Here is a 26,407-nt window from a genome sequence, read left to right as displayed (position 1 = left end):
ACAAGTCGGCCATGGACAATGCCACGCGCTCCGAACGGTCCCGCAACGCTGCGCTCGAAGCGGCCATCGCGATCATCGCGCGCGACGGCCCGGGCCGGTTGACGCTCGATGCGATTGCGCGCGAGAGCGGGCTGAGCAAGGGCGGCGTGATGCATCAGTTCCGCACCAAGGAGGCGGTGCTGAAGGCGTTGCTCGACCGGCAGATGGCGCATTTCGAGGAATTCTCGACGCGTTATATGGCGAAGGCGAGCGAGACCTCCGCGAATCCCAATCTGGCGACCCAGCTGGCCACCGTGCGCGAAGCGGCAACGTCGCCGAATTCCGCGGCGCTGGCGCTGGTTGCGGCCATGGTGGAGAATCCGCGTCTGATGGCGCTGCCGCGCGAGCGCGAGATGGAGCGGATGGCCGCGATCAGGGAAGAGGCCACGGATCCCGATCTCGCGATGCTGCGTTGGGCCGGAGCGATGGGACTGCTGCTGAGTTCGCTGTTCGGCATGTCGCCGCTCAGCAAGGACGAGCACCAGCGACTGTTCGCGCGCCTGCTCGACGATGCGCAGTGGATCGGCCTCGAACAACCGGCCGCAAAACGTGCCGCCAAATCCGGAACGGCAGCGGTCGCGAAGGCCGCAACCCGGCGTAAGCGCGCCTGATTCATCGTTAACGAAATCGAACCGGTGCCTGCCCAAAGCCGCGCCTTGCGGCCAAATGCGTCAGGCCCTGGTTTTTGAACTTTACAAACCGTCTAGTCGGTTTTATAAATCCGGACACTGAGGCAACCCAACGCTTCCGAAACGCCCCGGACGAAGCCGAGGGTTGGCAATGGTGAGCCCCGCAGCCGCGTCCGGTCCCTGACGTGGCTGCGGTCGCCATCGCCAGAGCAGTGCCAAGAGGAGTCTGGAATGAATCGCTCGATCGCGGTGCGCGGTCTGGGAACGCTGGTGCTTTGCGTGGCCGTGGCCGGCTGCGCGTCGATCGCGCCGGTGCCCTATTCGGAGATGGCGTCCTCGGCCTACATGGCGCCGGACAAATCGGACGCCTCCGGCCGCGTACCCTACCGCTATTCCACGCCGGTCGACTGGCGCACCTATAGCAAAGTGATCCTCGATCCCGTCGTGATCTATCGTGGCCGGGATCATCAGTTCGGCGACATGTCCGGCAAGGACAGGGCGACGCTCGCTGCCTACATGCAGAACTGTTTCGCCGACCGGCTGCGCGGCCGCTTCGTGCTCGTGCGCGAGCCCGGGCCGAACACGCTGCGGATCAGGCTGACACTCACCGGCGCCGTCGCCAACACGCCGGTGCTCGGCACGCTCTCGCGGTTCGACCTTGCCGGCGCCGTCTACAACGGCGTGCAGGCCGCACGCGACGGCGAGGGGACGATGACCGGCTCGGTCGTCTACGGCGTCGAGATCTTCGACGCCACGACCTCGCGGCTGCTCTCCGCCTACGTCACCAAGCAATACCCTGCTGCCTACGACATCAAGGCCACCACCGGCGCGCTCGCGGCCGCCACGGCCGGCCTCGACAAGGGCGCCGACGCGCTGATGGCGCAGCTGAACTGACGCCGCGATCCCTTCAACCAAAGGTGCTGCTGATGAATATTCTCCTTCGCTTCGTGCTGCGCATCGCGATCACGATCGTGATGCTGGCGTTCGGCGGCCGCGCCGGCGCCGTCACGCCGACGGATCCGAGCGGCACCTGGCTGGTCGAGGACGGCCGCGCCCGCATTCGCCTCGAGCGCTGCGGGCCGTCGCGCGATCGCCTTTGCGGCTTCATCGTCTGGATGAAGGAGCCGGCCGACAAGCGCGGCCAGCCTTACCGCGACAGCCAGAATCCGGATCCCGACAAGCGCGCCCGCACACTGCTCGGCCACCAGCTCATCATGGGCCTGCAGGCGACGCCCGAGGGGCGCTTTGCCGGCGACATCTACAACGCCGAGGACGGCAAGTCCTACGCGGTGTCGATCTGGCGCGAGTCTCCGGATCGCCTCAAGCTCAAGGGCTGCCTCATCAAATTCCTGTGCCAGACCCAGACCTGGCAGCAGACCCTCGACGTGCTGCCCGGCCAGCTCGTCGGCCTGACCGGCGATCTCAACGGCCCCCGCGCCGACAAGGAATGGGCGGCGGTGCCGGCCCCGAGGCCGATCCAGGCGAAAGCGAAGTAGCCTTCAGGAGCTCCGCAGCGCCCGGCGCAATTCGTCGAGCGCGTCCGCGAGCTGCTCGCGGTGTGCGATGTCGTCCTTGGGGAGGGCGGCGACGCTGACGGCGAGCTCACGCAGGATGCCGGCGAGGAGGCCGAAATTGAGGTGCAGGTGCACCGATTTGCGTTCGTCGGCCGCGCCGGGATGCTGCAGCACCAGCGCAACACCGCTGCCGTCGAGCCGCGCCTCGAACCGCGACGAATGCTCGAAGGTGCCGACATAGAACTTGTCGGGATATTCGAGCGCGATCTCTGCCTTGTCGGGAACCGGCCTGGACATCTGAACCTCGTCGATATCAGCCATTTCTGGCCGGGAATAAACTGGGCTGCCTTTGGATAGGTCAGAGGCGGCTCTCGGATTTGATCCGGATCAAAGCCAGGCCGCCGCTTTTGCGATCGAATAGCAACTGGCGGGACCCGGCGCTGTGCGTCCTGCTCCCCTGAGCCGTGAGACGCGTGAGACGATCGATGGACATCCAGGCCACGAATATCCCTGCGGTCGACGATAGCGGACCTGATGTCGCCGGCCTCGAGCTGCCGCCCGATGCGGGCGTGCAGCACTGTCTGCAATTGCTTGTTGATGCCGGCCTGCGGCCGACGCGCCAGCGGCTGGCGCTCGGCCAGTTGCTGTTCCTGCGCGGCCATCGTCATGTCACCGCCGAGAGCCTCTTCGAAGAAGCGATGGCGGCGAGCGCGTATCTGTCGCTCGCGACCGTCTACAACACCCTGAACCAGTTCACCGAGGCCGGCCTGCTGCGCCGGATCGCGGCGGACGGTATCAAGTCGTTCTTCGACACCGACACATCGGTGCACCCGCACTTCTATCTCGAAGGCGAGGATATGCTGGTCGACGTCGCCGAAGGCCTCGCCTTCACCAAGATCCCCGAGGCGCTTCCCGGCCACGAGATCGCGCGGCTCGACGTCATCGTCCATTTGCGCCGCAAGCGCTAGCGCAACCCCGCGCGCCGAAATCCTTCCAGATAGTGCTCGCGATCCCCGTCATTGGCCCACGGCAGTTGCGTCGCGATCCAGTGCAGCGAGATGTCGGGTTGGGTACGGCGGAGCTCGCTCAGCGCCGTCTCCGCAAGCATCTCGTCGCCGGTCATGCCGGCGGAAACCGCGAGCACGCGGTAGGCGCCGGTGAGATCGCCGCGATGACGGATCGCCTCGCGCGCCAGCGCGATGGCCTCGTCATAACGGCGTTCGGTGAAGCGCGCATAGCCAGCGATGCCGTGATAGATCGCCAGCGACGGATCGCGCGGTGACAGCCGGATCGCCCGTTGCGCGGCCTCGAACGAATCTTTCGATCGCCCGGCATAGGACAGCGCCAGTGCGTAATAGCCCTGCGCCAGCGAGAAGTTCGGATTGAGCGCGAGCGCCTGCTCGAACGCGGACAGCGCGTCCGCGAGCCTGCGTGTCGAGAAGCAGACGCTGCCGAGCGCAACATGCGCCCAGGCATCCTCATGGTCGCAGCGCACCGCGGCCAGCGCGGCGGCTTCCGCCACCGGCGCCACGGCGGCGAGCTCGGCCCAGCCGAGATGCACACCGAACATGTAGTTCGCCGCCAGCACCGACAGCGCCTGGCCGTAATTCGGATCGATCCCGATCGCGCGTTCGAGCAGCGTCCGTGCGGTGTCGTGATCGCGCCGGGTCACGCGCCAATAATGCGACAACGCCCGCATCAGCAGATCCCATGCGTCCAGGCTCGCAGGCGCCTTGCGGTGGGCGCGAAAACTTTCGGCCGCGTGAATCTGCGGTTCGATCGCCGCGACGATCGCGTTGGTGATCTCGTCCTGGACGGCGAAGACGTCGACCAGCTCGCGGTCGTAGCGCTCGGCCCACAGATGGCTGCCTGATGTGGCATCGTTGAGCTGCGCGGTGATGCGCACCCGGTTGTTCGCCTTGCGCACGCTGCCTTCAACGACGTAGCTGACGCCGAGCTCCTCCGCGATCTGCCTGAGATGGACTGCGCGCCCCTTGTAGGTGAAGGACGAGTTGCGGGCGATCACCATGAACCAGCGTTGCTTCGACAGCGCCGTAAGGATGTCCTCGCTGATGCCGTCGCCGAAATAGTCCTGCGCGGGATCGCCGCTCATGTTCTCGAAGGCGAGCACCGCGATCGCCGGGCGGTCCCCCACGCGCGAGGGCGCGGGCCTGGCTTCGGCCGGCACGACCGACGCTGCCAATTCTTCCCGGACCTCGCCGACGAAACGAAAGCCCTTGCGCGGGATGGTCTTGATCAGCCGCTGCGTCGCGCCGTCGTCGCCGAGCGCCTTGCGCGCGGCGTTGATCCGGCTGTTCAGCGCGGAATCCGAGACGATGCGGTCGCTCCAGACCTGGCTGATCAGGTCATCCTTGCTGACCACACGCGTCCGTTGCGCGACGAGATAGAGCAAGAGGTCGAACACTTGCGGCTGCAGCGGCACGGCAGCCCCGCCGCAGGTGAGCTCCCGCAGGTCGCCGTCGAGCACGTTGTTTTCAAAGCGAAATCGCACGTTTCTGTCGTCTCAAGCAAAAATCAAAGTCGTCTCAGGCGAAAATCAACCGGTCGCGAAAGTCTTAGGCCCGTCCGGGATGCATGGTGAGGCGACCAACGAAGTGCCGGCGTTTTGGCACAACGGAGCTGTTATATGACCCAACTCGATCAACAGGTTCATTCGGTCGGCCCGGAGGTTGCGGGCTTGCGCATTTTCAGGTTCATCGCCTTTTTGTACGGAATTGCGGCGTATCTCGTGTTTTTCGTCACCATTCTCTACGCCATCGGCTTCGTCATGGGTCTGGTGGTGCCCAAGACCATCGATACTGGAACCCAGACCCCGACGACTGAAGCCGTCATCATCAATCTGCTCCTGATGTCGCTGTTCGCCATTCAGCACAGCGTGATGGCGCGCCAGCAGTTCAAGGCCTGGTGGACGCAGTTCGTCCCCAAGCCGGTCGAGCGGAGCACCTATGTGCTGCTGGCGAGCCTGTCATTGCTGCTCCTGTTCTGGCAGTGGCGTCCGCTGCCCGCGACCGTATGGAATGTCGAGGACCCGGATCTCGCCGTGACATTGGTCACGCTGTCCTTCGCGGGGTGGATCCTGGTGTTCACCTCGACCTTCATCATCAATCATTTCGAATTGTTCGGATTGCATCAGGTGACCAACCACCTGGTCGGCAAGGAGATGACGCCGCCGCGCTTCAAGACGCCGCTGCTCTACAATTTCGTCCGCCATCCGATTTATCTCGGCTTCATCATTGCGTTCTGGGCGGCGCCGACCATGACCGCGGGGCATCTGCTGTTTGCGGTCGTCACCACGCTCTACATCTTCGTCGGCATCGCGCTGGAGGAGCACGACCTCGTCGCTCTCTTCGGCGACGAGTACCGGCAGTACAAACAACGGGTGTCGATGCTTATTCCCTGGCGCCGGTCACTCTAGCCTCGGCGCGGCACCGCGGGCGTCCGCCGAACGGAGGACGCCCGGTCGCGTGGAGTGAGCTACCCCGAGCGTCGCACGCATTCCGTCCCCTCAACGTCCCCCGGGGTGATCTCCCCCTTCACCCCGACACCTCTCCCCGTATCCCACCGGTCCCGACATATTGTGGACGAGGAGCGGGGAGAGGATTTCTTTCTCTTCATCAAACGGAGACGACCCAATGAAACATGTCGGAAATTGCTTCTGTGGCGCGGTCACGATCGAGGTCACGGGCGCGCCGGAGGCGATGGGCTATTGCCATTGCCGCTCCTGCCGCTCCTGGTCGGGCGGCCCGGTCAACGCCTTCAGCCTGTGGAAGCCCGAAGCCGTGCGCATCACCGAAGGAGCCCAGAATGTCGAGACCTTTGCCAAGACGGCGCTCAGCCAGCGCAAATATTGCAAGAAGTGCGGCGGCCATCTCATGACCAACCATCCGCCGCTCGGACTGGTCGACGTCTTCACCGCGACCATCCCGACGCTGGCATTCGCGCCCGGCGTTCACGTCAACTATGCCGAGACCGTGCTGCCGATGCGCGACGGCCTGCCCAAGCTGAAGGATTTTCCGGCCGAGTTCGGCGGCAGCGGCGAGATGATGCAGGAGTAGCGGCGCCGGTGTCGAGAGGGCGGCAACCCGCCGCCCTCTTTGTAGAGAAGGATAACGGATCAGCCGCCGCGCGATTCGACGACCTTGCGGCAGCTGTCCGAGAGCTTCGACTTGTTCTCGCGCAGGCAGGCGTTCATCTGCGGCGGCTTGCCGATATGTTCGGCGCAGAATTTGCTGGCGTCGCCACGGCAGGCCATTTGCTCCTGGACCGATGGGCCGGATTGCGCAGCAGCGGGCAGGGCGGTAGCGGCGAGCAGCAGCGCGGCAACAGCTGAAATCTTCATAAAGCACCTCTTTGGAATCGACGTTGGTCCCGACCGGGATCGATCGGGCCGGACCATCTCGCGAAGGCCGGGCGCGGGTCCATGCCATGTTCATGGCGTCGGCCCGGCCTCGCGGCTGCAGCAACCCCCATCTTCATGGCATGTATCCGCCCGCCGTCTTTTGTCATTCAGGCTGCACCTCGGCTGCGAAATCCGGTGATTGCATCGGGACGCCGAACGGGAAGCAGGAGAGCTAGATGTCGAAGAGAGCTGGAGCGCTGAGCGCAAGGCTGACGGTCATGGCGCTGACGGTCATGGCGCTGGCGGGCGTGGCGATGGTGTCGCTGGGCACGAGCCCGGCGCAGGCGGTGGTCTATTGCAAGACGGTCGGCGTGCCCAAGGGCTGCGTGGTGCGGCCGACGGCGGCGGTGGTGGTCGCGCCGGGCGCGCCGGTCGCAAGGGCCGCGGTGGTAACGCCCGGCGTCGGCGCGCCCGGTGTCGGCGTGCGCGCGGGAACGCCGATGAATCGCGGCGGCCCGGTCAATCGCGTCGGCGTGCGCTGATACTTCCAATCGATTGAATTGATTGCATCGCTTCGGGCCCAGGGCGCCCTGCGGACGAACCCCCCGTCCTCCGCCGGCAAACCACCCGGCCCGTTCCCTCTCTCCGCGCGTCCCACACGTTCGGAGAGGGGGCTTTTCAGCCCGCAGCCGCGTCGCTGTCGGGAAAACGCTGCGGCAATCGCAGCCGCACGCGCGTCCCGGAAGCATCGGAACTCAGGTCGAGCACCGCGCCGCAGCGCGCGGCGCGGCTTCTCATGTTGCGCAAGCCGCGCGCGGTCTGGCCCGCGCGGGCGGTCTCTCCATGGCCGGCCGGCGCAAAGCCATGGCCGTCGTCGGTCACGCTGATCAGGCCGTACGGCCCCTCGCTTGCGTCGAGCGTCTCGATGGTGACCGCGATGTGGCGGGCCTGCGCGTGCTTGACGGCGTTGGTCACGGCCTCGTCGAGGATGCGCACGATCTGGATGACGTGCCATGGCCGCAGTTCAGGATGCAGCGGCAGCCCCTGCGGGATCGCCACGCGCCAGTCGAGCGTGATGTCGTGCGGCCGCAATTGCGCGCTTGCACGTTCGCGCCAGGAGCCGAGTGCCAGCATCAGGTCGCCGCCGATGTCGTCCATGGAATCGATGACGAGACGCAGATCCTTCAGCGCGGCCCGGGCAGCGTCGGTGATGGTCGCGCCCTCATGGCCGCGCTCGGAGAGCGCGACGATGCTGACCAGCTGGCCGCCGAGGCCGTCATGCAGGTCGCGCATCAGGCGCGTGCGCTCATTGGCGAGCGCGGCGGCGCGCGCGCGCTCCTCCTCGCGGACGAAGCTCGCCTTCAGCCGCTCCTCGGCCTCGCGCACGCGCGTCACCAGCTGGCCGGCAAAGCTGTCGACCTGGTTCAATGCGCGGGCGAAGCGCCAGGTCAGTCCCGCGCCGATCGCGACCAGCATCGCCGAATAGGACAGGCGCGAAACGAAGATGCGATCGTTGCTCGCGATCTCGAGCACCGTGAGCATGTCCTGGATCCAGCAGACCAGCACGATGGTGACGGCGCAGCCGATCGTGAAGCTTGCCGCGTCCTGCCGCCGGACGACCGCGGTCGCGGTCACCCAGGCCATCAGAACCAGGCAAAGCCCGACCGTGGGGATGCCGAGCACCAGAAAAAGAATGCGCGGCAGCGGCGGGCCTCCGATCAGCCCGACCACGAACACGACCAGGCCCGGCACGAACAGCAGCATGCCGTAGCGCGGCCAGCGCCAGCCGAAGAACAGCACGCCGAACATGACGACCAACGCGCTCTCGATCGGCGCGGACGCCAGCAGCACGGCGGCAAGCCGCGACGTGGCGGCCGGCGGCACCGGCGGCGGCACGTAGGCCTGCACCACGCCGAGCACCATCGCAGCCGCGAGCACGCCATAGACCGGCTCGCGCCGCCGCATCAGCCACATGATCGCGAGGATGACGGCCAGGATCGACTGCCAGGCCGAAAACACCACCGGCAGGGTGACGAACAGCAGCGTGCGCGTCTCATAGGCTGGACGCAAGGCGGCGTCGGGTCCGACATACACCGTGTCGAGAAAGCCCTTCAACGGCCCCCACACGAACAGGCGCACCGTGATCTCGTTGGCGCCCTCGCGCAGCAGCGAGGCGGGGATAGCTGCGATCTGCGGCGTGTTGCGGTCGGGCCGGTTGGCGTTGGCGTCGCGCCGGGAATCGAGCACGACGACGCCGTCGACGGCGACCTCGACCGCGTTGCTGAAGCGCGGCAGGTAGACCGACCATCCTGCCGCCGCATCGCCGCGGTGGAACGTGAAGCTGCCGGCGTAGAGCGGGGGGTCGGCCAGGGAATAGCGCGAAGCCGTGAAATGCGGCAGCGTCACGGGCAGCGTCACGCCGTCCTGCCGCAGCGAAAACCCGCTCAGCGCAAAATCGTCGGGATCGCTCGGCTGCAGCAGCTGCAGCCCGAGAATGGTGGCGATCACGATCAGGGCCTGCAGCAGCAGATAGGGCACGAGGCGCGAGGCGATCAGCCGGCGCCGCGGGCGCGTGGGTGCGTTTGCAGGTGCTTTGACCGCGATCTCGCTCACAGCTTGATCAGGCCCTGCTGCACCGCCTCGAACACCGCTTCGCCGCGCGTGTGCACCTCGAGCTTGCGATAGATGTTCTTGATATGGCCGGGCACGGTCTGCTTGGACAGGCCGAGATGGCTGGCGATCTCGGCGTAGCTGAAGCCTTTTGCGATGCCCCAGAGGATGTCGATCTCGCGCGGCGTGAGCCTCGCCGTATTGAGCACGGGGCCGGGCGGCGGCTCCGCCGAATTTGGCGCGGAGCCTTGTGTTCTGCGCACGATGAAGCGCGCGATCGAGGCCGAGATCGGCGAATGGCCGGCGACCAGATCGCGCACCGTGGTGGCGATGTCGGTGGGGAAGGCGTCCTTGAGCAGATAGCCGGTGGCGCCGACCGTGATCGCGGAGATCACGCTTTCCTCGTCCCCGAGGGCCGAGATCACCATGATCTCGGTGTCGGGGAAGCGCTGCCTCATCTCGCGGATCAGCTCGATGCCGTGGCCGTCGGGCAGCCGCAGATCGGTCAGCAGCACGCGGGGCGCGCCGCCGGCGAGGGCGGAACGGGCTTCACCGAGCGTGCCGGCGCTGCGCACCTCGTAGCCGGCCTTGACCAGCGCATCCTGCAGCCGCCAGCAGGTCGGCGCGTCGTCCTCGACGAGGAGGATGGTGATGGCTTCACCCGTCTCGCCCTGTTCGGTCATGATCCTGGTCCCGCGACCCGCGTGTCCCCCGCGGCGCAAGGGCAAGTTTAGCCGCAGTGCGGATGTCGTGACACCCATAATCATGGGGGCGGGAATGCCCGTGTCCATGTGGCGGCGCGGAGAGCTCCGACGCGGGGGCCCTGCTGGGCCTCAGTTGCTCGCAAGCGGTAATGCCGGCTTGTCCGGCGGCATCGGTGGGGCCGGCAGGCGCTGGACCTTGATCTTCGCAGTGCCGCTATTGTTTCGGTAGAAGAGATCGCGCGGTCCCTGGATCGCATCGAGCCAGGACGGGACCAACGACTCCGGAAGCAGCCGCGGGAATATCTGGACGGCGTCATTGACGTAGAAGAACAGCTCGCCGGACTCGGGCGCGACGAATTCGGCGACGACGCGGCCCGTCAACAGCTGCTTCGTCCAGACCTGGCTTGCCTCGGCGAGCATGGCCGGCGGAATCGGTTCGAATTTGCCGAGTACGTCGAGCCTGCCCTTGAACTCGGCCGTGTCGTCGAGCCGCACGGGGTACCTGTTGCGGCTCCTGCTGATGTCGTCCTCCGCGGGCAGGGTGGGCTTCATGCGGCGGGGAAATTCGTCGGCCGGCATCGCATTGACCGCCTTGAGCGGCTGGTCGTTGATGCCTTTGCTGCCGATGCGCACGACGGGCTGGAACCAGTCCGCGGCGAACAGACGACGCTCCGGCAGCGCCACGTAGTGGTGCGGCTCGTAGGTCGCAAATCCGTTCACGCCGCTCATGATGGTGCGGTCGAACCATGGCTCTTTGATCTCGAGAAAGACGCGGTATTTGCGGCCCTTCTCGACGGCGAGCCCGCTCCACCAGCAAAAGTCCCTGGTGTCGAACAACGCGCGCGCGTCGACCGGCTCGTCTGTCACCGGCGTGCCGGTCTGGAACGCGGCAGAGCCCTTGACCGTAGGGGGCGAGCAGACCGATCCGAGGGCGAGACGACCGGTGAACAGGCTGCTCGACACGATCAGCGCGGCCGAGCCGAAGATCGCGATCAAGAAGACCGCCGGCACCAGTCCCCTGGTGATGACGCGCTGCGCCGGGCTGGCATTCAGGCGCATCCAGTGTCCGAACCGCATCAACGGCCCCGGCTTGTCGATGTGCTTCATGGTCGCCCTGCGGCGCGACGTGTTCCAGGCGAGACGCGCCCGCTCCTGGATGTCGTCACGCAACGTTCCGTTCTTGTGCCAGATCCACCAGGCGACGATCACCACGATCGAGGTCAGGAAGGGATAGTAGGTCGCGATGTTGAGCCAGGGGGCCGCATAGGACGGCAGCACGTCTCGCAGCAGATTGGTCAGCGGCGCCACCACTGCGCCCATCACCCAGTCGATATTGGTGATGAAAGACAGTGCGCCAGTGCCCTCCAGGGCGCGGTCTTCGGACCATTGCACCAGCGCGTGCGCGATCCACGGCCAGGCGGCGATCACGCCGGCCATGAACAAAAGCGAGAAATAGGCGACGCGCCGCCACCACACGGTGTCGCGCGTGAGGCTCGACATGATGGCGTCGGGCGTGCTCATCCTGGTGAAGGCCGTGGCCTCCTCGGTACGACGCGGTCCCGTCGCCTTTTGCAGATAGGCGGCCTTCATGACCTCGCGCGCATGCTGCTCGTCGAGATCCTTGGTCTCTCCCTCAGAACGCAGCGGCAACCTCGTTCCGTCCGGCAGCAGCACCAGGCAGTTCGCCGGAAGCATGATCGGCGCGTAATCGTCGCAGCCGAGCAGCATGCGCTCGATGACGGCGAAGTGCACCACCGGCAGCCCGCCATTCTCATCTCCGCCGAGGATCGGACGCGGCCCGTAGCGGTACAGCACCGCCGCGCCGCTGCGGGAATCATGCCTGGGTCCGAGCGCCGATTGATATTCCCTGAAATGCTCGATCTCGCCGTCCTGGAAGCGCAGCCGGCCGCCGAGCTGCTCGACCATCCAGACCAGCGGCACGAAGGACAGCGTGGATTCCGGATAGCCGCCGCCGATATCGGAATGAACGCCCGTGAACCACACTTCCTTGACGATCTGTCCCTGCGCCAGATGGCTCTGGTCGATCCTCAGCGGATGAAAAGTGGTGCGTTCGTCGTCGAGCGCGAGCGCGTGACAGGCATGCCTGACCTTGTGCGACAGCCGGTGATTGCGGAACGAGATCGGCCAGATCGCCCAGTCGATGGCGAGACGGAGCTCCTCGACCGGAACGCCGAACGCCTCGACGGTGTCGAACAGACCGAGGAATGCGATCTCGACCTCGGTGCGCCCGTTCATCTTGCTCCGCACCTCGGCATAGCTACGGTGCCGGCAAAGCCAGTGATAGACGAACAGCAGGACATCGCGAATCCAGCGCGTGACCCAGATCGTCGGCAGGCTCTTGGTCCAGGGCACGGTCTCGCGCCGGTACTCGCGCCAGGCGGCTTTGACGTTGCGCCCCATCTCCGCATGCGACACCGGCGTGTCGTCGATCTCCGCCGGCACCAGGCCCTGGCTCGAGATCAGCGCCGCCAGCGTGCGCGCGGTGAAGGCGCCGCGGCTGAAGCCGAAGATGTAGATGTCGTCGCCCGGTCGCCAGTTCCAGCACAGGAAGCGATAGAGCTTGCGGACGTTGCCGGGGACGCCGACGCCGGTGGCGCCGTCGAGCGCGGCGAGCGGTGCCCAGCCGGCGGTGCCGACACCCTTGATGTAATGCGCGATCTGATCGGGCTGGGTATGGTCCAGGGCTTCATAGAGACGCCAGACGCTGGATTCCTGCGTGGTGAAAGCATTGCCGGTGCCGTCGGCGAACAGCACCAGCTTGCGTCTTGGCAGGGCCGCGCTCGCACTCCCGCTGGCATTCCCATCCCTGTCGCTGGGCGCGCGTTCCGGCCTCGGAGAATCGGCGTTCCCCCCGACATCATGATGCGTCATGGGCCCCTCCGGCAATTCAACAAGGAAAGCGTCAGGCCAAACCGGGCATCATTTCCCGGAATCAATCAATGGTTGAAATCTCTGAAACATGAAAATACAGGTGCATTCTGCGCACAATCCCGCTGAGGTAGCAAGTGGGATCATGCCGCCCCGCCGTGTCGGGTCGTCGCTGAATGGCAGCGGCGATCCCGTGGCGCTGCTTCCGGCGGTCGTTGTCTCCGTGGCGACGGCTTTGTGCTGGATGTGTTGACGCCGTTACGAGAGATCCACCCGCGGCGGCGGGTAGCGCCGCGCCAACAGCGATAGCGACAGATCCCGCTCGTCCGCCGGCAGCTCCAGATAGGCCAGCACGAGCGGCCTCTTCCAGTCGCCGACGCCGAAATCCATCGCCATCCATTTCTGCGGCTCGGGGCCTTCTAGGCCCCGAACCCAGACGAAATAGCGGGGGAGGTCGTCGGCGTCCGTCCTGCGTGTCCTGGCCATCAAACTGTCCGCTGCATCGGATTGTTGCCACAGGATATAGGGACTGGCGCGGCGAAGTCGAACGCCTCCAGACGCGGAATCTCTCCTCCTCGTCATTGCGAGGAGCTCTTGCGACGAAGCAATCCAGACTGTTTCCGCGGGTGCATTCCTGGATTGCTTCGAGCTTCGGCGGACGAGGCGCTCGCAATGACGGGAGAGAGCGTGCCTCCCTCTCTCTCGTGCCCCGGACGCAGCGCAGCGCTACTTCAGCGGTGCGCTGCAGAGCCGGGACACGCCGTGCCGCAATCCAAAAATTCTGCTTGACCGAAATTCGGAAATATCGTATGTGATGCTCATCCCGGCCCAAGGATAAGGGGCGTTTCGCGATCGTCACGATGCGCGGGCCGGGTGGCGGTGGACGGGGAGCGCATCGGCGCGCCAGCAATCGCAGGGCGGGTTTGGCCCGTGAGCGGTTGAGCAGCGCGCACACGACCGGTGCGGTCCGCGTACGGCAAAAGCGTGTCGTCCTGACGCCCGGGGTCTGTGCGTCAAGGCTTGCGGTGATGTGAGCTGCCCGACCGGGCGTGCGCATCAGCCATCCGCAAGGCGACGGGGGCAATAGTGCATCGCTCCCCGGGGAGAGCGCGCCATAAGCCGTCAAACCACTGCGCAGGGAAAGGCCGGGATGTCCCAGGCTGCCCTGTATGCCGCTGTGCATTTGTCTTCGCAATTTGCGCGCAGCGGACCGCGGGTGCCAGCCGGCGCCCGGCCTTCCCTGCGCCCTTTCTTCAGGAAGGGGCGTCGAGAGAAGCACAGGACTCGGGCGTCATGCGTCGCGAGGCCGTAGCGGCGTGTCTTGCTATCCAGAAATTGAAGTGGGTCCGCTCGTCCTGCCGATCACCGCCACAACTCGCAGGTCGCCACGCGGTTGATGTCGGCGAGCCGGCGAGCGGCGTTTCCGTGCAGATCGAGGCTTTCGACCAGCGTCAGCAGGCGCCGATGGGCGACCTCGGCAATGTCGACCGGCAGCGGCGCCTCGTCAAAGGCCTCGACATAGCTGCCGACGATACCGCTGAGCAGGCGGCACAGACCGCGCTGGGCGGGATCGCGCTGGCCGAGCATCTCGAGCTTTTGCTGAAAGGTCTGGAAGGTCCGCAAACCGTGGTGTTGCTGCGAAAGCCACGCGTGCAGGTCGTTCATATGAGCTCCTTCGAGTGACGGAAGAAGCTACCGGTTTATACAGTGGAGATGCGGGGATGGCTAGGGTGGGGGGAGCGAGTGTGGATGAGACAGTCCGTCTTCGCCAAAAGGCTTCGCCGGACACGCTTCACCCTTCGGCCTCGCGTGGCTTCGTCGGGCACTTCGTCTTTCGGTCCAGCTTGGCCGCGCCACGCGTAGCCCGAAGGGCGAAGCGTGGTGCCCCTGGCCGGAATCGAACCAGCACTCCTTGCGGAACTCGATTTTGAGTCGAGCGCGTCTACCAGTTCCGCCACAGGGGCCCTCGGTCGGCCCTTGAAGGGAGCGTCGCGAAGCCGGCGGACTATAGCCATGGACAAAGCGGGGTCAACCCGCGCCAAAGTGATGTCGGCCGTTCTCGACAGCCGCATGGACCGGGGCTAGAGGCTTAAGGGCGCGACCTATCGGAAAGAGACTGCCGTGACGACCCAGAGTGCCGCCATACCTGCGTTCAAGCCGGCTGCCAGCGGCGCCGCGCTGACCGCCTCGCTGCTCGTCACGCTGATTGCGGCTGCGACCATCGCGGGCGCGTGGTTCTTCCAGCTCGTGCTGGAGATCCTGCCCTGTCCGCTCTGCCTGGAGCAGCGCTACGCCTATTACTTCGCCATTCCGCTCGGTGCCCTCACGGCGCTGGCGGCCAGGAGCGGCGCGCCGCGGCCGCTGCTGCTGGCGGGGCTCGCGATCCTCGCGCTGGCGACGCTCGCCAATGCCGGTCTCGGCACCTACCATTCCGGCGTCGAATGGGGATTCTGGAAAGGGCCGACCGATTGCACCGGTCCCGTCGTCAACCTCGGCAACGCCGGCGATCTCTTCTCAAGGCTCGACACCGTGAAGGTGGTGCGCTGCGACGAGGTCCAGTGGCGCTTCCTCGGCCTCTCGCTCGCCGGCTACAATGTGCTGATCTCGCTCGTGATGGCCGGAATCGCGACGTGGGGATTTGCGAAGACGGCGAAGCGATAAGCTCAATCGTCCACATCGTCCTGCGTGCGTCCGAACAGATGGACGATGCCCGGCGTTGCGATCGTCACGAACACGAAGCGCGACAGGTGGTGGGCGCCGACGAAGATCGGGTCGATGTGCAAGGTCAGCGCCAGCGCCAGCATGGCGTCCATCGCGCCCGGCGCGAAGGCGACCACGACATCGGAGAACTTGACCTGCGTGGTCAGCGCGACGATGCCGACGAAAACGGCGGAGACGGCGATCGCCACGGTAAACGAGCCCAGCGCCGCGTTGATGTGGCCGGCGAGCGTCTTGATGCGCATCCGCGCGAAACGGCTGCCGATCAGCGCGCCGATGCCGACCAGCGCCACGCCGCGCACCCAGTCCGACAGGCCGCCATCGACCCAGCCTGCGCCGTGCAGCACGCTGGAGGCGATCATGGCGCCGAACATCCAGCTCGCCGGAAACTTGATCAGGCGCAGGAACAGCGCCATGGCCAGCGAGGCCGCGGCCAGCTCCACGAGATCGAGCGGCGAGGCGATCGTCGTCGCCAGCGACGGCGCGGCGGAGGGGGCGACGCCCGCAAATGCCAGCACCATCGGCAAGGCCGCGGTGAGGATGATGACGCGCATGGTCTGCACCACGGCGATGCCCGGCAGGTCGGCGCCGCGCTCGACCGCCAGAATCGTGATCTGCGACAGCGCGCCGGGGCTGCCGGCCAGGAAGGCCGAAGTGCGGTCCCAGCCATGGATGCGCTGGAGGTAATAGCTCGAGCCGAAGGTCGAGCAGAAGGTCGCCAGCGCAAGCAGCCCGATGGTGAGGGGGTAGGCGCCGACCTGCTGAAGCAGATGGCGCGAGACCACCGAGCCCAGCGAAATACCGAGCAGCACCAGCACGGTCTGGGTCAGGAGCGGCGGCAGCGCGAGCTGGCGCCCGGCGATCGCGGCGATCCCGACCGCGATCATCGAGCCGGAGATCAGCCCGCCGGGAAGGCCGGCGAGGAGAAATGCAAGGCCGCCGGCGGTGCCGATGACGAGCGTCTCGGCCGTGCTCAAGATCTTGGCACGGCTCGGCCATTCGAACGACAGGGAGGCGGCGATTTGCTTCACGCCACCTTATCGCAAATCAGCGAGAGGCGCACAATTGCAGGCTCGTCATGCCGCAATGCGCGCGCCTCTCGCGAGAAGCTCGCTGAAGATCGTGTCGGAGGCTACTTCTTGTCCGCAGCCGGCGCGGCGGTGCCCCCCTTGGCGCTCTTGATGCATTCGGAACGGAATTTCTTGCGCTCCTTGCCGTGCAGGCCCTTGGCGTCGGCCTGCTTGGAGCATTCGAGCGACTCGGCCGAGCGCTCCTTCGGGGCTTTCTTGTCGGCCGCGGCGGCGGCATCGATCTTGGTATCGGTCTTGGCCGCCGGCGCGGCGGTCTGCGCGAAGGCGGTGCCGCCGGCGAGCAGGGAGGCGAGGGCGACGGCGGCGAGGCGAGAGGCGAGGGTCATGGTGTTGCACTCTTCTGGCGAGAATTGCGAAGGGTTGCGAACGTCGGCTCGCGTTGCTGAACGCGACATGAATAATCTGAACGGCGCCGTTACTATATTTTGGCGGCCGGGAGCCATCGCTTCCTTGTCGCAAATGGCCGGCACGCTAGGATAGCAAGTCCTGTTTCACTTCCCCCCGGGGGAAGACCAAGGAGGAGACCTGAGGATGACCATTCAATCAAAAATGCTGTGCGCGATTGCGTTGTCGGGATTTGCTGCGTTGGCTGTGTCGGCGCCAGCGCAGGCGCTGACGTCGCAGGAGTGTAGCGCCAAATACCAGGCGGCCAAGAAGGACGGCTCGCTCGGCACCATGAAGTGGAATGACTTCCGCAAGGCCCAGTGCGGTGCGGATGCAACCCCGGCCGCTGCCGCACCGGCTGCGCCTGCACCGACCGCGGCTGCGCCCGCCGCTCCCGCCCAGCCGAAGCAGGCCAAGAAGGAGGCGGCCCCGGCGGCCGCGCCGACCCTGCCGGCCGGCCCCGCGATCTATCCGAACGCGATCGATCCGAAATATGCCAAGGAGACCCCGGGCAAGGGGCGCCTCCACACCTGCGTCGACCAGTACAACGCCAACAAGACCACCAACGGCAATGGCGGCATGAAGTGGATCGAGAAGGGCGGCGGCTATTACAGCGAATGCAACAAGAAGCTGAAGGGCGCCGCCTGAGCTTCGAATTGATACGAAGGCCGGAGCAACGCTCCGGCCTTTTCGCCTAAAGCATGATCCGGAAAAGTGCGCAGCGGTTTTCCGAAAAGATCATGCTTAAACAACAACCTAAAGCGCGATGACGATTCATCCTGATCGCATCGCGCTTTAGTCGAGCAGCTTTTCGGCCGACTTCGCCACCAGTTGCGATCGCTTGCGCGGGCCGCGCTCGACGAACAACAGGCTCTGGCCGAAGATGAAGCAGTAGAACAGGAAGGCCTGCGCCTCGGCCTCCTCGGCCGCAAGCCCGGTCGCGCGGTAGAGCTCGGCCACGTGCTTGAGCCGCGCTGCGTCCACGTTCGCGACCGCGGCCGCGGCGCTCTCGTCGGAGCGGGCCCATTGCCGGATCGCGAGCTCGATCGCCATGGCTTCCGGATTGAGCCGCTCGGAGTAGAGCTGGATCACCGCCTTCAGCCGTTCGCGGGGCGCTTGACCATCGAGGCGCGTCTGCTGCGCGATCGACGCGGCCCGCCCCTCGCGCCAGCGTTGCAGCATGGCATCGAGCAGTGCGGCGCGGTCGGCGAAGCGGCGGTAGAAGCCGCCCTTGGTGACGCCGAGATTCTTGGCGAGCACCTCGACCCTGACACCCTCGACCCCCGAGCGGGCGAGCTCGGTGAATCCTGCCTCGACCCAGACATCGCCCTTGCCGTCGCTCATGAAGCAGTGCCCCCTCCGATTTCCGATACGGTGCCGTATTGCTAACGCGTCTCGTGCCTGATACGCTACCGTATCAAAACCAATAAACAAAGAGGGCGGAATGGCGATGGAGCAGGAGGCGACCTATCGCGGCACGGTCTATCCGTGGCAATGCGATCATGTCGGCCACATGAACATCATGTGGTATGTCGGCAAATTCGACGAAGCCAACTGGAACCTGTTCGCCCGCCTCGGCCTGACGCCGAGCTATTTGCGCTCCTCCGGCCGCGGCATGGCCGCCGTGCAGCAGAACATTGCCTACAGGCGCGAGCTGCTCGCCGGCGACATCGTCGAGATCCGCAGCCATCTGCTCGAGGTCCGCGACAAGTCGATCCGCTTCCGGCACGACATGACGAATGCCGAGACCGGCGAGATCGCCGCAACTTGCGAGATCACCGGCGTGCACATGGATCGGAGCCAGCGCAAATCGGCACCGTTCGCGGATGCCATCCGGGAGATCGCTCTGCGCCATCTCGCCGATCCGGCCGAGGCCTGAACCATGGCTGCGTTCGAGCCGAAGAACCCGGGCTATCGCGCGGCGGCGATCGCAATGTTCGACGGCCAGCCGGCGATGCACACGCTCGGCATCGTGATCGTCCGCCTTGCACCGGGCGAGGTCGAGCTGGCGATGCTGCATTCGCCTGATCTCACGCAGCAGAACGGTTTTGTCCATGCCGGCATCATCACGGCAGGCCTCGACAACGCCTGCGGCGTTGCCGCCTTTACCCTGATGCCGCGCGAGGCCGACATCCTCACCGTCGAGTTCAAGACCACGCTGCTCGCACCGGCCCGGGGCGAGCGCTTCGTCTTCAAGGCGGAGGTGGTCAAGCCCGGCCGCACGCTCACGTTCTGCGAGGCCAGGGCGTTTGCCGAGCACGAGGGCAAGACCACGCTGATCGCAACGATGACCGGGACGTTGATGGCGATGCTGCCCCGCATTGCTGCCTCGCACGAGCCGCGCACGTCTCATGCATAGCCGCGATTGACAAGCCTGCCGGCGCATCCCTTGATGCGCTGGTCATGCTTGCGAGTCTCGGCCTCATCCTGCTGTGCCAATTGATCGGCGAAGCCGTCGCGCGCGGCCTCGGCCTGCCCTTGCCGGGACCTGTGCTCGGCCTGCTGCTGCTCCTGATCCTGCTGCTCGCGCGCGATCGCTTCGCAGCGCTTGCATACGGGCCGCTGCGCAACGACGGCGTGGAAACGGCAAGCAAGGGCCTGCTGGCCCATCTGTCGCTGTTGTTCGTGCCGGCCGGCGTCGGCGTCGTGCAGGAGCTCGACCTGCTTGCATCCCACGGCATCGTGATCATCCTGGTGCTCGCGCTGTCAGTGGTCGTCACGCTGCTCGCGACGGTGCTGACCTTTCGCCTCGTCAGCCGCCTGCTGAAGCAACAGGATGTGCGATGAAGGACAATCCGTTTTCGCTCTGGGTCTATCTCTCGCAGTCGCCGCTGCTCTGGCTGACGGTGACGCTGCTGGTCTATGCGACCACGGATGCGGTGTCGCTGGCGACGCGGCGCCATCCGCTCGCCAATCCCGTGCTGCACGCGATGTGGATCATCGGCGCGTTCCTGCTCGCGACCGGCACGTCCTATACGAGCTATTTCGCCGGCGCGCAGTTCGTGCACTTCCTGCTCGGGCCTGCCACCGTGGCGCTGGCGGTCCCGCTCTATGAGAACCGCAGGCGCGTCGTGTCATCCATCGTGCCGATGCTGGTGGCGCTGCTCGCGGGATCGGTCACGGCGGTGGTGTCGGTGGTGCTGCTGGCCGAGCTTGCCGGCCTGCCGCGCGAGGTCGTGCTGTCGCTGGCGCCGAAATCGGTCACGGCCGGTGTTGCCATGGGCATCGCCGAATCCCTGCACGCCGATCCCTCGCTGGCGGCGGTGGCGGTGATCCTCACCGGCATCATGGGCGCGATCATCGTGACGCCGCTGATGAACCGCACCGGCGTCACCGATTACCGGGCGCGCGGCTTCGCCGCCGGCCTTGCCGCGCATGGCATCGGCACCGCGCGCGCGTTTCAGGTCGACGAGCTTGCCGGCGTCTTCTCCGGCATCGCCATGAGTCTCAACGCCTTGGTGACCTCGTTCCTGGTCCCCCTGGCAGTCACGCTGCTGGTGCGATGACATCGTCGCCGCGACACTCTATATGATCGGTAACAATTCCCGGTCCCAAACCGTATTCAGGGAGATGGGACCGAAACGGGACGAGATATGGCTGGATCTGAGACTAAGGGCCTTGCGCCGACGCGACGCGCGGCGTTGACGCTGATCGGGGCGGGTGCCCTCGCACTGACGGGCGGCGCCTCGGCACGCGCGGCGACCGACGACAACGAGGTGCTCACCGAAGCCAAGGTGCTGCGCGATCCCGACACGCCGGTCGCCGGCAATCCCAACGGCAACGTTACCATTGTCGAATGGTCCGACTACAATTGCCCCTATTGCCGCAAGCTCGAGCCCGAGCTGCGCCAGGTCGTCCAGGACGACGGCAAGGTGCGGCTGGTGATGAAGGACTGGCCGATCCTTGGGCCGGTCTCGGTCACCGCAGCGCGGACCGCTCTCGCGGCAAAATTCCAGGACAAATACCATCAGGCCCATGACGCCATGATGGGCGTCTCTTCGCGCCTGACCGAGCCGCGCATCAACGAGCTGCTGGCGGCCGCCGGCGTCGACATGGACCGCCTGAAGCGCGATCTTGCCGGCCATGGCAGCGACATCGACGCCCTGCTCAAGCGCAACAATGAGCAGGCCGAAGCCTTCGGTTTCAGCGGCACCCCGTCCTTCATCGTCGGCAAGTACCGCGTCCCCGGCGTGCTCAGCATGACCGAGTTCGAGCAGGTCATCGCCGATGCCCGCAAGGCCAAGATGAACTGAGGCGCGCAGCGTCGGTCGTAGCCAACACAAAGGCGCCGCCGCGGAGCTCGCGACGGCGCCTTGTTCACGATGGGCGTTGTTACTTCGACGAGATCCGGACCCAGTCCTTGTGCGCGCGATCGCGCAGCGCGTCCCAGTCGGCCTTCGCGACGTCCCAGTTCACGATGGTGCGATTGGTGATCGCGACCTCGCCATTGGCGACGGATGACGTCTGCATGGAGTCATAGACATACACGCCGCCGGCAAGCAGCAGCGCGCCAAGGATCATCCCGAAAAAAGTCTGCATTTGAGAACCTCCGGTGGGCCAGCAATAACGTGCATCGACAAAGAGAGTTCCCACCATGTCCACGCCCTATCGAGAGCGGGGTTGGACCGGAGCGGCCCTATGGCCGTGGATTAGAGCGGGTGGATCCGCTATACTCGCAGCAATGTCTGACAACGCCGCCCAAAGCCTGATCGACGAGCTCGGCCGCAGATATCTCTGGTGGCGACCGGTTGACGGATTGCCTTTCTGCGAGGATCGTGTCGTTGCGCAAATCATGAACCTCGGAACGTACGACGACATTCTCAAATTGGAGGCGGCGCTGGGGCGGCCGCATCTCGTAGACATCATGCGACGCGCCGAACCCGGCTGGTTCAGCGATCGCTCCTGGGAATTCTGGCGCGGGCGGCTGTCATTTGCGACGGGTGAAGCGCTGCCGGAAACGGCGCCCCGACGGGCATTCGATGTCGCAAGCCTTTGAACCAAGACTGTCGATCCTGCCTGCCGCTCAACGCGAAATCTGGCCCTTACTTGCTCCTTCGCAGGACCTTCAATTTGTCCTCTACGGCGGAACGGCTGTTGCGCTTCAACTGGGGCATCGAGAATCGCTGGATTTCGATTTCTTTCGTTCGGCTCCGCTGGATAAGGAGGAGGTTCGTAAGCAGTTCGGTTTTAGCAGTGGCGCCGCTATTCTTCAGGATGCGCCCAATACGTTGGTCGTCTCCGCCAATATGCCCTCGGGTTCAGTGAAGGTCTCTTTCTTCGGAGGTATCGGGTTCGGTCGCGCCAACGATCCGCTGCAGACGACTGATGGTACGATGTTCGTGGCGTCGCTCGAGGACCTGCTGGCGACCAAACTCAAGGCGATTCTCGACCGTGCCGAGGCAAAGGACTATCGGGACATCGCGGAGATGATCTCTGCCGGCATGTCACTGCCGCGCGGCCTCGCGGCATTCAGAGAAATGTTCGGCGGGGAGCCTGCACAGGTGCTGCGCGCGATAGGCTTCTTCGAAGATGGGGATCTCCGCGGTCTGAATGCTGCCGATCGCCGGATTCTGTGTGAAGCCCGGGACCGGGTGGGGGCGTTACCGGACGTGCCGCTGAGACAGGGTTTAGTATGATCGCGTCTGTTCGCCATTCAGCCACTGCACCAGCTCCGCGTTGATCTCGCGCGGATAGGTGTGGCTGAGGTCGTCGATCTCGCGATAGGTGACATCAGCGCCGGCCGCTGCGAGCGTTGCCTGGGTCTGGCGCGCGGTCTGCACCGGAAACATCCAGTCGAGCTTGCCGTGGGTGATGAAGATCGGCAGCCCCTGCAGGCGCGCGGCGTCCGCCATCTCCGCCATCAGCGGATGGAAGGTTGCCGAGACCGGCGCCAGATGGGTGAAGGGCGAGGCACCGTCGAGGCCGCTGACGTAGCTGAAGGTGCCGCCGTCGCTCATGCCGGTCAGCAGCATGCGCGAGGCATCGACGGTCCAGCGGCTGCGCACGGTTTCGAGGATGCGCATGAGATTGGGCGTATCGGCGTCATCGCCCATCAGCGCCCAGGTCGGACCGGTCGCGGTTGGCGCCACCAGGATCGCGCCGAGGCTGCGGGCGTCGCGCAGCCAGCTCCACAGGAAACCGCGTCCGTTGCCGCTGCCGCCATGCAGCGCCATCACCAGCGGCATGGCGCGCTCGGGCGTATAGTACTCGGGCACGTAGACCGAGAAGCCACCGCGGCTGCCGGGTTCGTTGTGATCGTGGAAGATGCCGGCATCTTCGCTCGCGCTGCCTTCGAGCCGCGACAACAGACCCGCATTGTCGCGATTGGCGGTGTCGAGAAAGAAACTGCTGACGGGGGGAAATTGCAGCGACAGCGGATAAAGCGCCTCCTGCGCGCGCGGCAGGTGGCGCAGCGCGCGGAAGACGGCGACGAAATCGCCATTGCCGCGCTCGACCTCGCGGATCCCGGCAAAGGCGGCAAGGGTCTCGCCGCAGGCGCGATCGAGCCGATCGCGGAGGCCAGCGAATTGCTCCGGCCACTCTCCAATAGCCCCGTGTGCCGTTTGCAGCGCCTCATCCGGTGCGCCGATCGCGTTCATCACGGAAGCGAAGGCCGGCGGATGCAGATGGCGTTGAAAAAATCCAAGCGCTTCCAGCGCATTGAGCAGCGGCGGCAGCACGGCCACGATGTCGTCGATCACGGCCTCGCTCATCGCGGCTTCCCTCAGCGTGGGATCAATGCAGCTTCGGCGCCTTCAAGAGCTTGAAGCGATCGGTGGAGGTCACTGTGACGTCGAAGGTGACGCCTTGGTGGTACACGGTCAGTGGCACGTCGACGCCGGCGGCGCCGAGCGCCCACATCTTTTTGTAGAATACGGTCTGGCTCGTGACCTTGTCGCCGTTCACGGCGAGGATGATGTCGTCGGTCTTGAGCTCGGCCCGCGCGGCAGGACCGTTGGGAGAGATCCCGATCACGACCACGCGGTTGTCGATGTCGGTCGAGTAGAGTCCGAGCCAGGGCCGCGCCGGCTTGTTGACGCGACCGAATTTGCGCAGATCGCCCAGGATCGGCTTCAAGAGGTCGATCGGCACGACCATGTTGACGTGCTCGGCCTTGCCGTCGCGTTCGCGCTCCAGCTGAAGCGAGCCGATGCCGATCAGCTCGCCGCGCTCGTTGAGCAGCGCAGTGCCGCCCCAGTTCGGATGTGCGGGATAGGTGAAGACGGCTTCGTCCAGCAGATATTCCCAATAGCCGGCGAATTCCTGCTTGGCCACGATCTGGCTGGCGACCGAGCGCGTGCGGCCGCCGGCGCCGCCGACCACGACGCGGTCGCCGATCCGGGTGTCCGCCGAGCTGCCGAGCGGCAACGGTTCGACGTCGAGCTCACCGAGGGCTTGCACCAGCCCGAAGCCGGTTTCGGAATCGAAACCGAGCGCATGGCCTTCGACCACCCGCCCATCGCCGAGGTGCAGCCACACCGATTCCGCCTCGGTGATGAGATAGCCGATGGTGAGCACCAGTCCGTGATCGATCACGACGCCGTTGCCGGCGCGTTCGGTGCCCAGCGTCTCGGCGCTGAAGGCGTCCGGCGGGATGATGGCGTGCAGGCCGACGACGGATGCGAGCGCGCGGTCGAGATCGAAACTGTAGTCGCTCGCACGCGGCTGATTGGCCGGCGGCACTCTCCATTCGGTCAAAGCGGGCATGGAGTTCTCCTGGCTGAGTGCATTGCTCCGAGATTGCTGCAGAGCGACGCGCGAAGCACGCATAATTTAGGCCGGGGCAGGCCGTCTTGAAAGCCTCGTTCCCAACTATTCGTGGGAACGCCGCGTGAAATCTTTGAAAGGCACGGAAACACCGTGCACGAGCGGTGTCCCTCAATCCGGCATGCGCCGCATGGCTGGTGTCCGGCGAGGTGCTAGGCGCCGTACCATGAAGCTGCTAACCATTGCCGCTTCGTTTGACCAAGGGATCACGGATCGAAGCATGGACAACCGCAGCGACATCTGGCGTGGCATCGACACGATCAAGGCGCGTTTCATCGACCTCAGCGACAAGGTCTGGGGCATGCCCGAGGTGTGCTACACCGAGGCGCGGTCCGCCGCCGAGCATCTCCTCGAGCTGCGTCATCAGGGTTTCCGCATCACCGAGAACGTCGCCGGCATTCCGACCGCGGTGATGGGCGAGTGGGGCGAGGGCGGGCCGGTCATCGCCTTCATGGGCGAATATGACGCGCTGCCCGGTCTCAGCCAGGAAGCGGGTGTCGCCGAGCATCGTCCAGTCGAGACCGGCGGGCACGGCCATGGCTGTGGTCACAATCTGCTCGGTTCCGCCGCGCTGCTCGCCGCGACCGCGGTGAAGGACTGGCTTGCCGAAAACAAGGTGCCCGGTCGCGTGCGTTATTATGGCTGCCCGGCCGAAGAAGGCGGCGCGGCAAAGGCCTTCATGGTGCGCTCCGGCGCGTTCGAGGACGCCGACATCGCCATCACCTGGCATCCGCACAGCTTCTGGGAGGTCGCGGTGACGCCGTCGCTCGCCAACACCCGCGCGGATTTCATCTTCACCGGCCGCACCTCGCATGCCGCGGCCTCGCCGCATCTCGGCCGTTCCGCGCTCGATGCGGTGGAGTTGATGAATGTCGGCGTGAACTACATGCGCGAGCACATGCCGAGCGATGCGCGGGTGCATTACGCGCTGCTCGACACCGGCGGCATCGCGCCCAACGTGGTCCAGGCCCATGCGCGGGTGCGCTATTCGATCCGCGCCCGTGACCTTCCCGGCATGAACGAACTGGTCGGACGCGTGAGCAAGATCGCCGAGGGCGCGGCGCTGATGACCGAGACCAAGGTCGAGATGAAGATCATCTCCGCGGTCTCCAACATCCTGCCGAACACCCCACTGGAGCAGGCGCTGCACCGGGTCATGGAAGAGCTTGGACCGCCGCATTTCGACGATGCGGACAAGGGTTTTGCCAGCCAGATCCGTGCGACGTTGAGCGACAAGGATATCGCGTCGGTCTATTACGCGATCGGCATGGAGCAGACCGATCGGCCGCTGGCCGACTTCCTGGTGCCGCTCGATGCCAAGCGCAATCCGCTGGTCGGCTCGACCGACGTCGGCGACGTCAGCTGGGTGGTGCCGACCGTGCAGGTTCACGCCCCCACGGTTGCAATCGGCACGCCGTTCCACACCTGGCAGGTGGTGGCGCAGGGCAAGAGCCCGCATGCCCACAAGGCCATGGTGCAGGCCGCCAAGGCGATGGCCGGTCTCGGCATCAAGGCGCTGACCGATCCGGAACTGATCAAGTCGGCCAAGGCGGACCTGAAGAAGCGGACGGCCAAGACGCCGTATGTCTGCCCGCTACCGGATCACGTCGATCCGCCGCTCGACATGTCCGTCGCGTAGAATTTCGTCTCCACACTTCGTCTGATCCTGCGAACAAATTTTCCGCAGTGCAGCGTGCAATCC

The 26,407-nt window shown here is 65.6% G+C and carries 31 protein-coding genes and 1 tRNA gene; 17 read left to right on the top strand and 15 right to left on the bottom strand.

Features of this window, described 5'->3' with window-relative positions; all coding sequences use genetic code 11:
• The first annotated feature begins 11 nt into the window (after window positions 1–11).
• The 3 genes from AABA84_RS03995 (at window position 12) to AABA84_RS03985 (ending at window position 2,164) form a co-directional block, all read left to right on the top strand.
• A complete protein-coding gene (locus AABA84_RS03995) occupies window positions 12–650 on the top strand; it encodes a TetR/AcrR family transcriptional regulator (protein ID WP_338311458.1) in 639 nt (212 codons plus the stop codon).
• Between the two features lie 249 nt (window positions 651–899).
• On the top strand, window positions 900–1,562 hold the full coding sequence (locus tag AABA84_RS03990) for a DUF3313 domain-containing protein (protein WP_338311457.1): 663 nt from the start codon (window positions 900–902) through the stop codon (window positions 1,560–1,562).
• 32 nt (window positions 1,563–1,594) lie between these two features.
• Window positions 1,595–2,164, top strand: a complete 570-nt coding sequence (locus tag AABA84_RS03985; protein ID WP_212247285.1) for a DUF2147 domain-containing protein — start codon at window positions 1,595–1,597, stop codon at window positions 2,162–2,164.
• A 3-nt stretch (window positions 2,165–2,167) separates the two neighbouring features.
• Here AABA84_RS03985 and AABA84_RS03980 read toward each other — a convergent pair whose 3' ends face one another.
• Window positions 2,168–2,479, bottom strand: coding sequence for a hypothetical protein (locus AABA84_RS03980; protein ID WP_212247284.1), 312 nt, complete (start codon window positions 2,477–2,479; stop codon window positions 2,168–2,170).
• A gap of 188 nt (window positions 2,480–2,667) precedes the next feature.
• On the opposite strand from AABA84_RS03980, the gene irr reads away from it, so the two are divergent.
• Window positions 2,668–3,150, top strand: coding sequence for a Fur family transcriptional regulator Irr (gene irr / locus AABA84_RS03975; protein WP_246550133.1), 483 nt, complete (start codon window positions 2,668–2,670; stop codon window positions 3,148–3,150).
• Here the strand turns inward: irr and AABA84_RS03970 are convergent.
• A complete protein-coding gene (locus AABA84_RS03970; RefSeq protein WP_338311456.1) occupies window positions 3,147–4,694 on the bottom strand; it encodes a winged helix-turn-helix domain-containing tetratricopeptide repeat protein in 1,548 nt (515 codons plus the stop codon). The two genes, irr and AABA84_RS03970, sit on opposite strands and share 4 nt — an antisense overlap.
• Window positions 4,695–4,829: 135 nt before the next feature.
• Between AABA84_RS03970 and mddA the strand changes: the two genes are divergently transcribed.
• On the top strand, window positions 4,830–5,618 hold the full coding sequence (gene mddA, locus AABA84_RS03965; protein WP_338311455.1) for a methanethiol S-methyltransferase: 789 nt from the start codon (window positions 4,830–4,832) through the stop codon (window positions 5,616–5,618).
• Between the two features lie 217 nt (window positions 5,619–5,835).
• Entirely contained in the window at window positions 5,836–6,258 is a 423-nt protein-coding gene (locus tag AABA84_RS03960; RefSeq protein ID WP_338311454.1) for a GFA family protein, read from the top strand.
• A 59-nt stretch (window positions 6,259–6,317) separates the two neighbouring features.
• Here AABA84_RS03960 and AABA84_RS03955 read toward each other — a convergent pair whose 3' ends face one another.
• On the bottom strand, window positions 6,318–6,542 hold the full coding sequence (locus tag AABA84_RS03955) for a hypothetical protein (RefSeq protein WP_212247278.1): 225 nt from the start codon (window positions 6,540–6,542) through the stop codon (window positions 6,318–6,320).
• Between the two features lie 236 nt (window positions 6,543–6,778).
• Here AABA84_RS03955 and AABA84_RS03950 point away from each other — a divergent pair, with 236 nt between their 5' ends.
• Window positions 6,779–7,084 (top strand): hypothetical protein, encoded by a 306-nt coding sequence (locus AABA84_RS03950; protein WP_338311453.1) that lies wholly within the window; start codon window positions 6,779–6,781, stop codon window positions 7,082–7,084.
• A 136-nt stretch (window positions 7,085–7,220) separates the two neighbouring features.
• On the opposite strand, the gene AABA84_RS03945 is transcribed toward AABA84_RS03950, so the two are convergent.
• The 6 genes from AABA84_RS03945 to AABA84_RS03920 all read right to left on the bottom strand — a co-directional run bounded on the left by AABA84_RS03945 (window position 7,221) and on the right by AABA84_RS03920 (window position 14,709).
• The gene (locus AABA84_RS03945; RefSeq protein WP_338311452.1) at window positions 7,221–9,155 is read right to left on the bottom strand and encodes a sensor histidine kinase; all 1,935 of its coding nucleotides are present in this window, start codon (window positions 9,153–9,155) and stop codon (window positions 7,221–7,223) included.
• Window positions 9,152–9,835 carry a response regulator transcription factor gene (locus AABA84_RS03940; RefSeq protein WP_338311451.1) on the bottom strand — a complete coding sequence of 228 codons (684 nt, stop codon included), beginning with the start codon at window positions 9,833–9,835 and terminating at the stop codon, window positions 9,152–9,154. The genes AABA84_RS03945 and AABA84_RS03940 overlap by 4 nt, the downstream gene beginning before the upstream one ends.
• A 150-nt stretch (window positions 9,836–9,985) precedes the next feature.
• Window positions 9,986–12,631, bottom strand: coding sequence for a DUF2235 domain-containing protein (locus tag AABA84_RS03935; RefSeq protein WP_338311450.1), 2,646 nt, complete (start codon window positions 12,629–12,631; stop codon window positions 9,986–9,988).
• A 372-nt stretch (window positions 12,632–13,003) separates the two neighbouring features.
• Window positions 13,004–13,231 carry a hypothetical protein gene (locus AABA84_RS03930; protein WP_038948568.1) on the bottom strand — a complete coding sequence of 76 codons (228 nt, stop codon included), beginning with the start codon at window positions 13,229–13,231 and terminating at the stop codon, window positions 13,004–13,006.
• Between the two features lie 876 nt (window positions 13,232–14,107).
• On the bottom strand, window positions 14,108–14,410 hold the full coding sequence (locus tag AABA84_RS03925; RefSeq protein ID WP_212247267.1) for a hypothetical protein: 303 nt from the start codon (window positions 14,408–14,410) through the stop codon (window positions 14,108–14,110).
• A gap of 214 nt (window positions 14,411–14,624) precedes the next feature.
• Window positions 14,625–14,709, bottom strand: a tRNA-Leu gene (locus AABA84_RS03920).
• A gap of 157 nt (window positions 14,710–14,866) precedes the next feature.
• Here AABA84_RS03920 and AABA84_RS03915 point away from each other — a divergent pair.
• The gene (locus AABA84_RS03915) at window positions 14,867–15,406 is read left to right on the top strand and encodes a disulfide bond formation protein B (protein ID WP_338311449.1); all 540 of its coding nucleotides are present in this window, start codon (window positions 14,867–14,869) and stop codon (window positions 15,404–15,406) included.
• Between the two features lie 2 nt (window positions 15,407–15,408).
• On the opposite strand, the gene AABA84_RS03910 is transcribed toward AABA84_RS03915, so the two are convergent.
• Complete coding sequence (locus tag AABA84_RS03910; protein ID WP_338311448.1) at window positions 15,409–16,494, bottom strand: AbrB family transcriptional regulator; 1,086 nt, start codon at window positions 16,492–16,494, stop codon at window positions 15,409–15,411.
• A 101-nt stretch (window positions 16,495–16,595) separates the two neighbouring features.
• On the bottom strand, window positions 16,596–16,880 hold the full coding sequence (locus tag AABA84_RS03905; RefSeq protein WP_338309717.1) for a PsiF family protein: 285 nt from the start codon (window positions 16,878–16,880) through the stop codon (window positions 16,596–16,598).
• 205 nt (window positions 16,881–17,085) lie between these two features.
• Between AABA84_RS03905 and AABA84_RS03900 the strand changes: the two genes are divergently transcribed.
• Entirely contained in the window at window positions 17,086–17,586 is a 501-nt protein-coding gene (locus tag AABA84_RS03900; protein WP_212247258.1) for a hypothetical protein, read from the top strand.
• Window positions 17,587–17,733: 147 nt separating this feature from the next.
• Here the strand turns inward: AABA84_RS03900 and AABA84_RS03895 are convergent, their stop codons facing one another.
• Complete coding sequence (locus AABA84_RS03895; protein ID WP_212247257.1) at window positions 17,734–18,282, bottom strand: TetR/AcrR family transcriptional regulator; 549 nt, start codon at window positions 18,280–18,282, stop codon at window positions 17,734–17,736.
• Window positions 18,283–18,388: 106 nt separating this feature from the next.
• Here AABA84_RS03895 and AABA84_RS03890 point away from each other — a divergent pair, with 106 nt between their 5' ends.
• The 5 genes from AABA84_RS03890 to AABA84_RS03870 all read left to right on the top strand — a co-directional run bounded on the left by AABA84_RS03890 (window position 18,389) and on the right by AABA84_RS03870 (window position 21,191).
• Complete coding sequence (locus AABA84_RS03890) at window positions 18,389–18,817, top strand: acyl-CoA thioesterase (RefSeq protein WP_212247586.1); 429 nt, start codon at window positions 18,389–18,391, stop codon at window positions 18,815–18,817.
• A gap of 3 nt (window positions 18,818–18,820) precedes the next feature.
• Window positions 18,821–19,297: a PaaI family thioesterase gene (locus AABA84_RS03885; RefSeq protein ID WP_212247256.1), complete on the top strand. Its 477-nt coding sequence runs from the start codon at window positions 18,821–18,823 to the stop codon at window positions 19,295–19,297.
• A 44-nt stretch (window positions 19,298–19,341) separates the two neighbouring features.
• Window positions 19,342–19,725, top strand: a complete 384-nt coding sequence (locus AABA84_RS03880; RefSeq protein ID WP_338311447.1) for a CidA/LrgA family protein — start codon at window positions 19,342–19,344, stop codon at window positions 19,723–19,725.
• Window positions 19,722–20,444: an LrgB family protein gene (locus tag AABA84_RS03875; RefSeq protein WP_338311446.1), complete on the top strand. Its 723-nt coding sequence runs from the start codon at window positions 19,722–19,724 to the stop codon at window positions 20,442–20,444. Before AABA84_RS03880 ends, AABA84_RS03875 begins: the two co-directional genes overlap by 4 nt.
• An 87-nt stretch (window positions 20,445–20,531) precedes the next feature.
• Window positions 20,532–21,191, top strand: coding sequence for a DsbA family protein (locus tag AABA84_RS03870; protein WP_212247253.1), 660 nt, complete (start codon window positions 20,532–20,534; stop codon window positions 21,189–21,191).
• 79 nt (window positions 21,192–21,270) lie between these two features.
• On the opposite strand, the gene AABA84_RS03865 is transcribed toward AABA84_RS03870, so the two are convergent.
• The gene (locus tag AABA84_RS03865) at window positions 21,271–21,477 is read right to left on the bottom strand and encodes a hypothetical protein (protein WP_027573305.1); all 207 of its coding nucleotides are present in this window, start codon (window positions 21,475–21,477) and stop codon (window positions 21,271–21,273) included.
• Between the two features lie 55 nt (window positions 21,478–21,532).
• On the opposite strand from AABA84_RS03865, the gene AABA84_RS03860 reads away from it, so the two are divergent.
• Together AABA84_RS03860 and AABA84_RS03855 are read left to right on the top strand one after the other, a co-directional pair.
• Window positions 21,533–21,934, top strand: coding sequence for a hypothetical protein (locus AABA84_RS03860; RefSeq protein ID WP_338311443.1), 402 nt, complete (start codon window positions 21,533–21,535; stop codon window positions 21,932–21,934).
• A complete protein-coding gene (locus AABA84_RS03855; protein ID WP_338311441.1) occupies window positions 21,918–22,574 on the top strand; it encodes a nucleotidyl transferase AbiEii/AbiGii toxin family protein in 657 nt (218 codons plus the stop codon). The genes AABA84_RS03860 and AABA84_RS03855 overlap by 17 nt, the downstream gene beginning before the upstream one ends.
• Here the strand turns inward: AABA84_RS03855 and AABA84_RS03850 are convergent.
• Both AABA84_RS03850 and AABA84_RS03845 read right to left on the bottom strand, forming a co-directional pair.
• Window positions 22,566–23,651, bottom strand: coding sequence for a carboxylesterase family protein (locus AABA84_RS03850; RefSeq protein ID WP_338311439.1), 1,086 nt, complete (start codon window positions 23,649–23,651; stop codon window positions 22,566–22,568). The genes AABA84_RS03855 and AABA84_RS03850 overlap by 9 nt on opposite strands.
• A 22-nt stretch (window positions 23,652–23,673) precedes the next feature.
• On the bottom strand, window positions 23,674–24,645 hold the full coding sequence (locus AABA84_RS03845; RefSeq protein ID WP_338311437.1) for a S1C family serine protease: 972 nt from the start codon (window positions 24,643–24,645) through the stop codon (window positions 23,674–23,676).
• A 280-nt stretch (window positions 24,646–24,925) separates the two neighbouring features.
• Between AABA84_RS03845 and AABA84_RS03840 the strand changes: the two genes are divergently transcribed.
• Window positions 24,926–26,344 carry a M20 family metallopeptidase gene (locus tag AABA84_RS03840; protein WP_338311435.1) on the top strand — a complete coding sequence of 473 codons (1,419 nt, stop codon included), beginning with the start codon at window positions 24,926–24,928 and terminating at the stop codon, window positions 26,342–26,344.
• Window positions 26,345–26,407 lie beyond the last annotated feature (63 nt).

This window comes from Bradyrhizobium sp. TM239, from assembly GCF_036247985.1.
Taxonomy (GTDB): domain Bacteria; phylum Pseudomonadota; class Alphaproteobacteria; order Rhizobiales; family Xanthobacteraceae; genus Bradyrhizobium; species Bradyrhizobium ottawaense.
The sequence above is the reverse complement of the archived record's forward strand: the minus strand, read 5'-3'. Positions and strand labels throughout refer to the sequence as shown.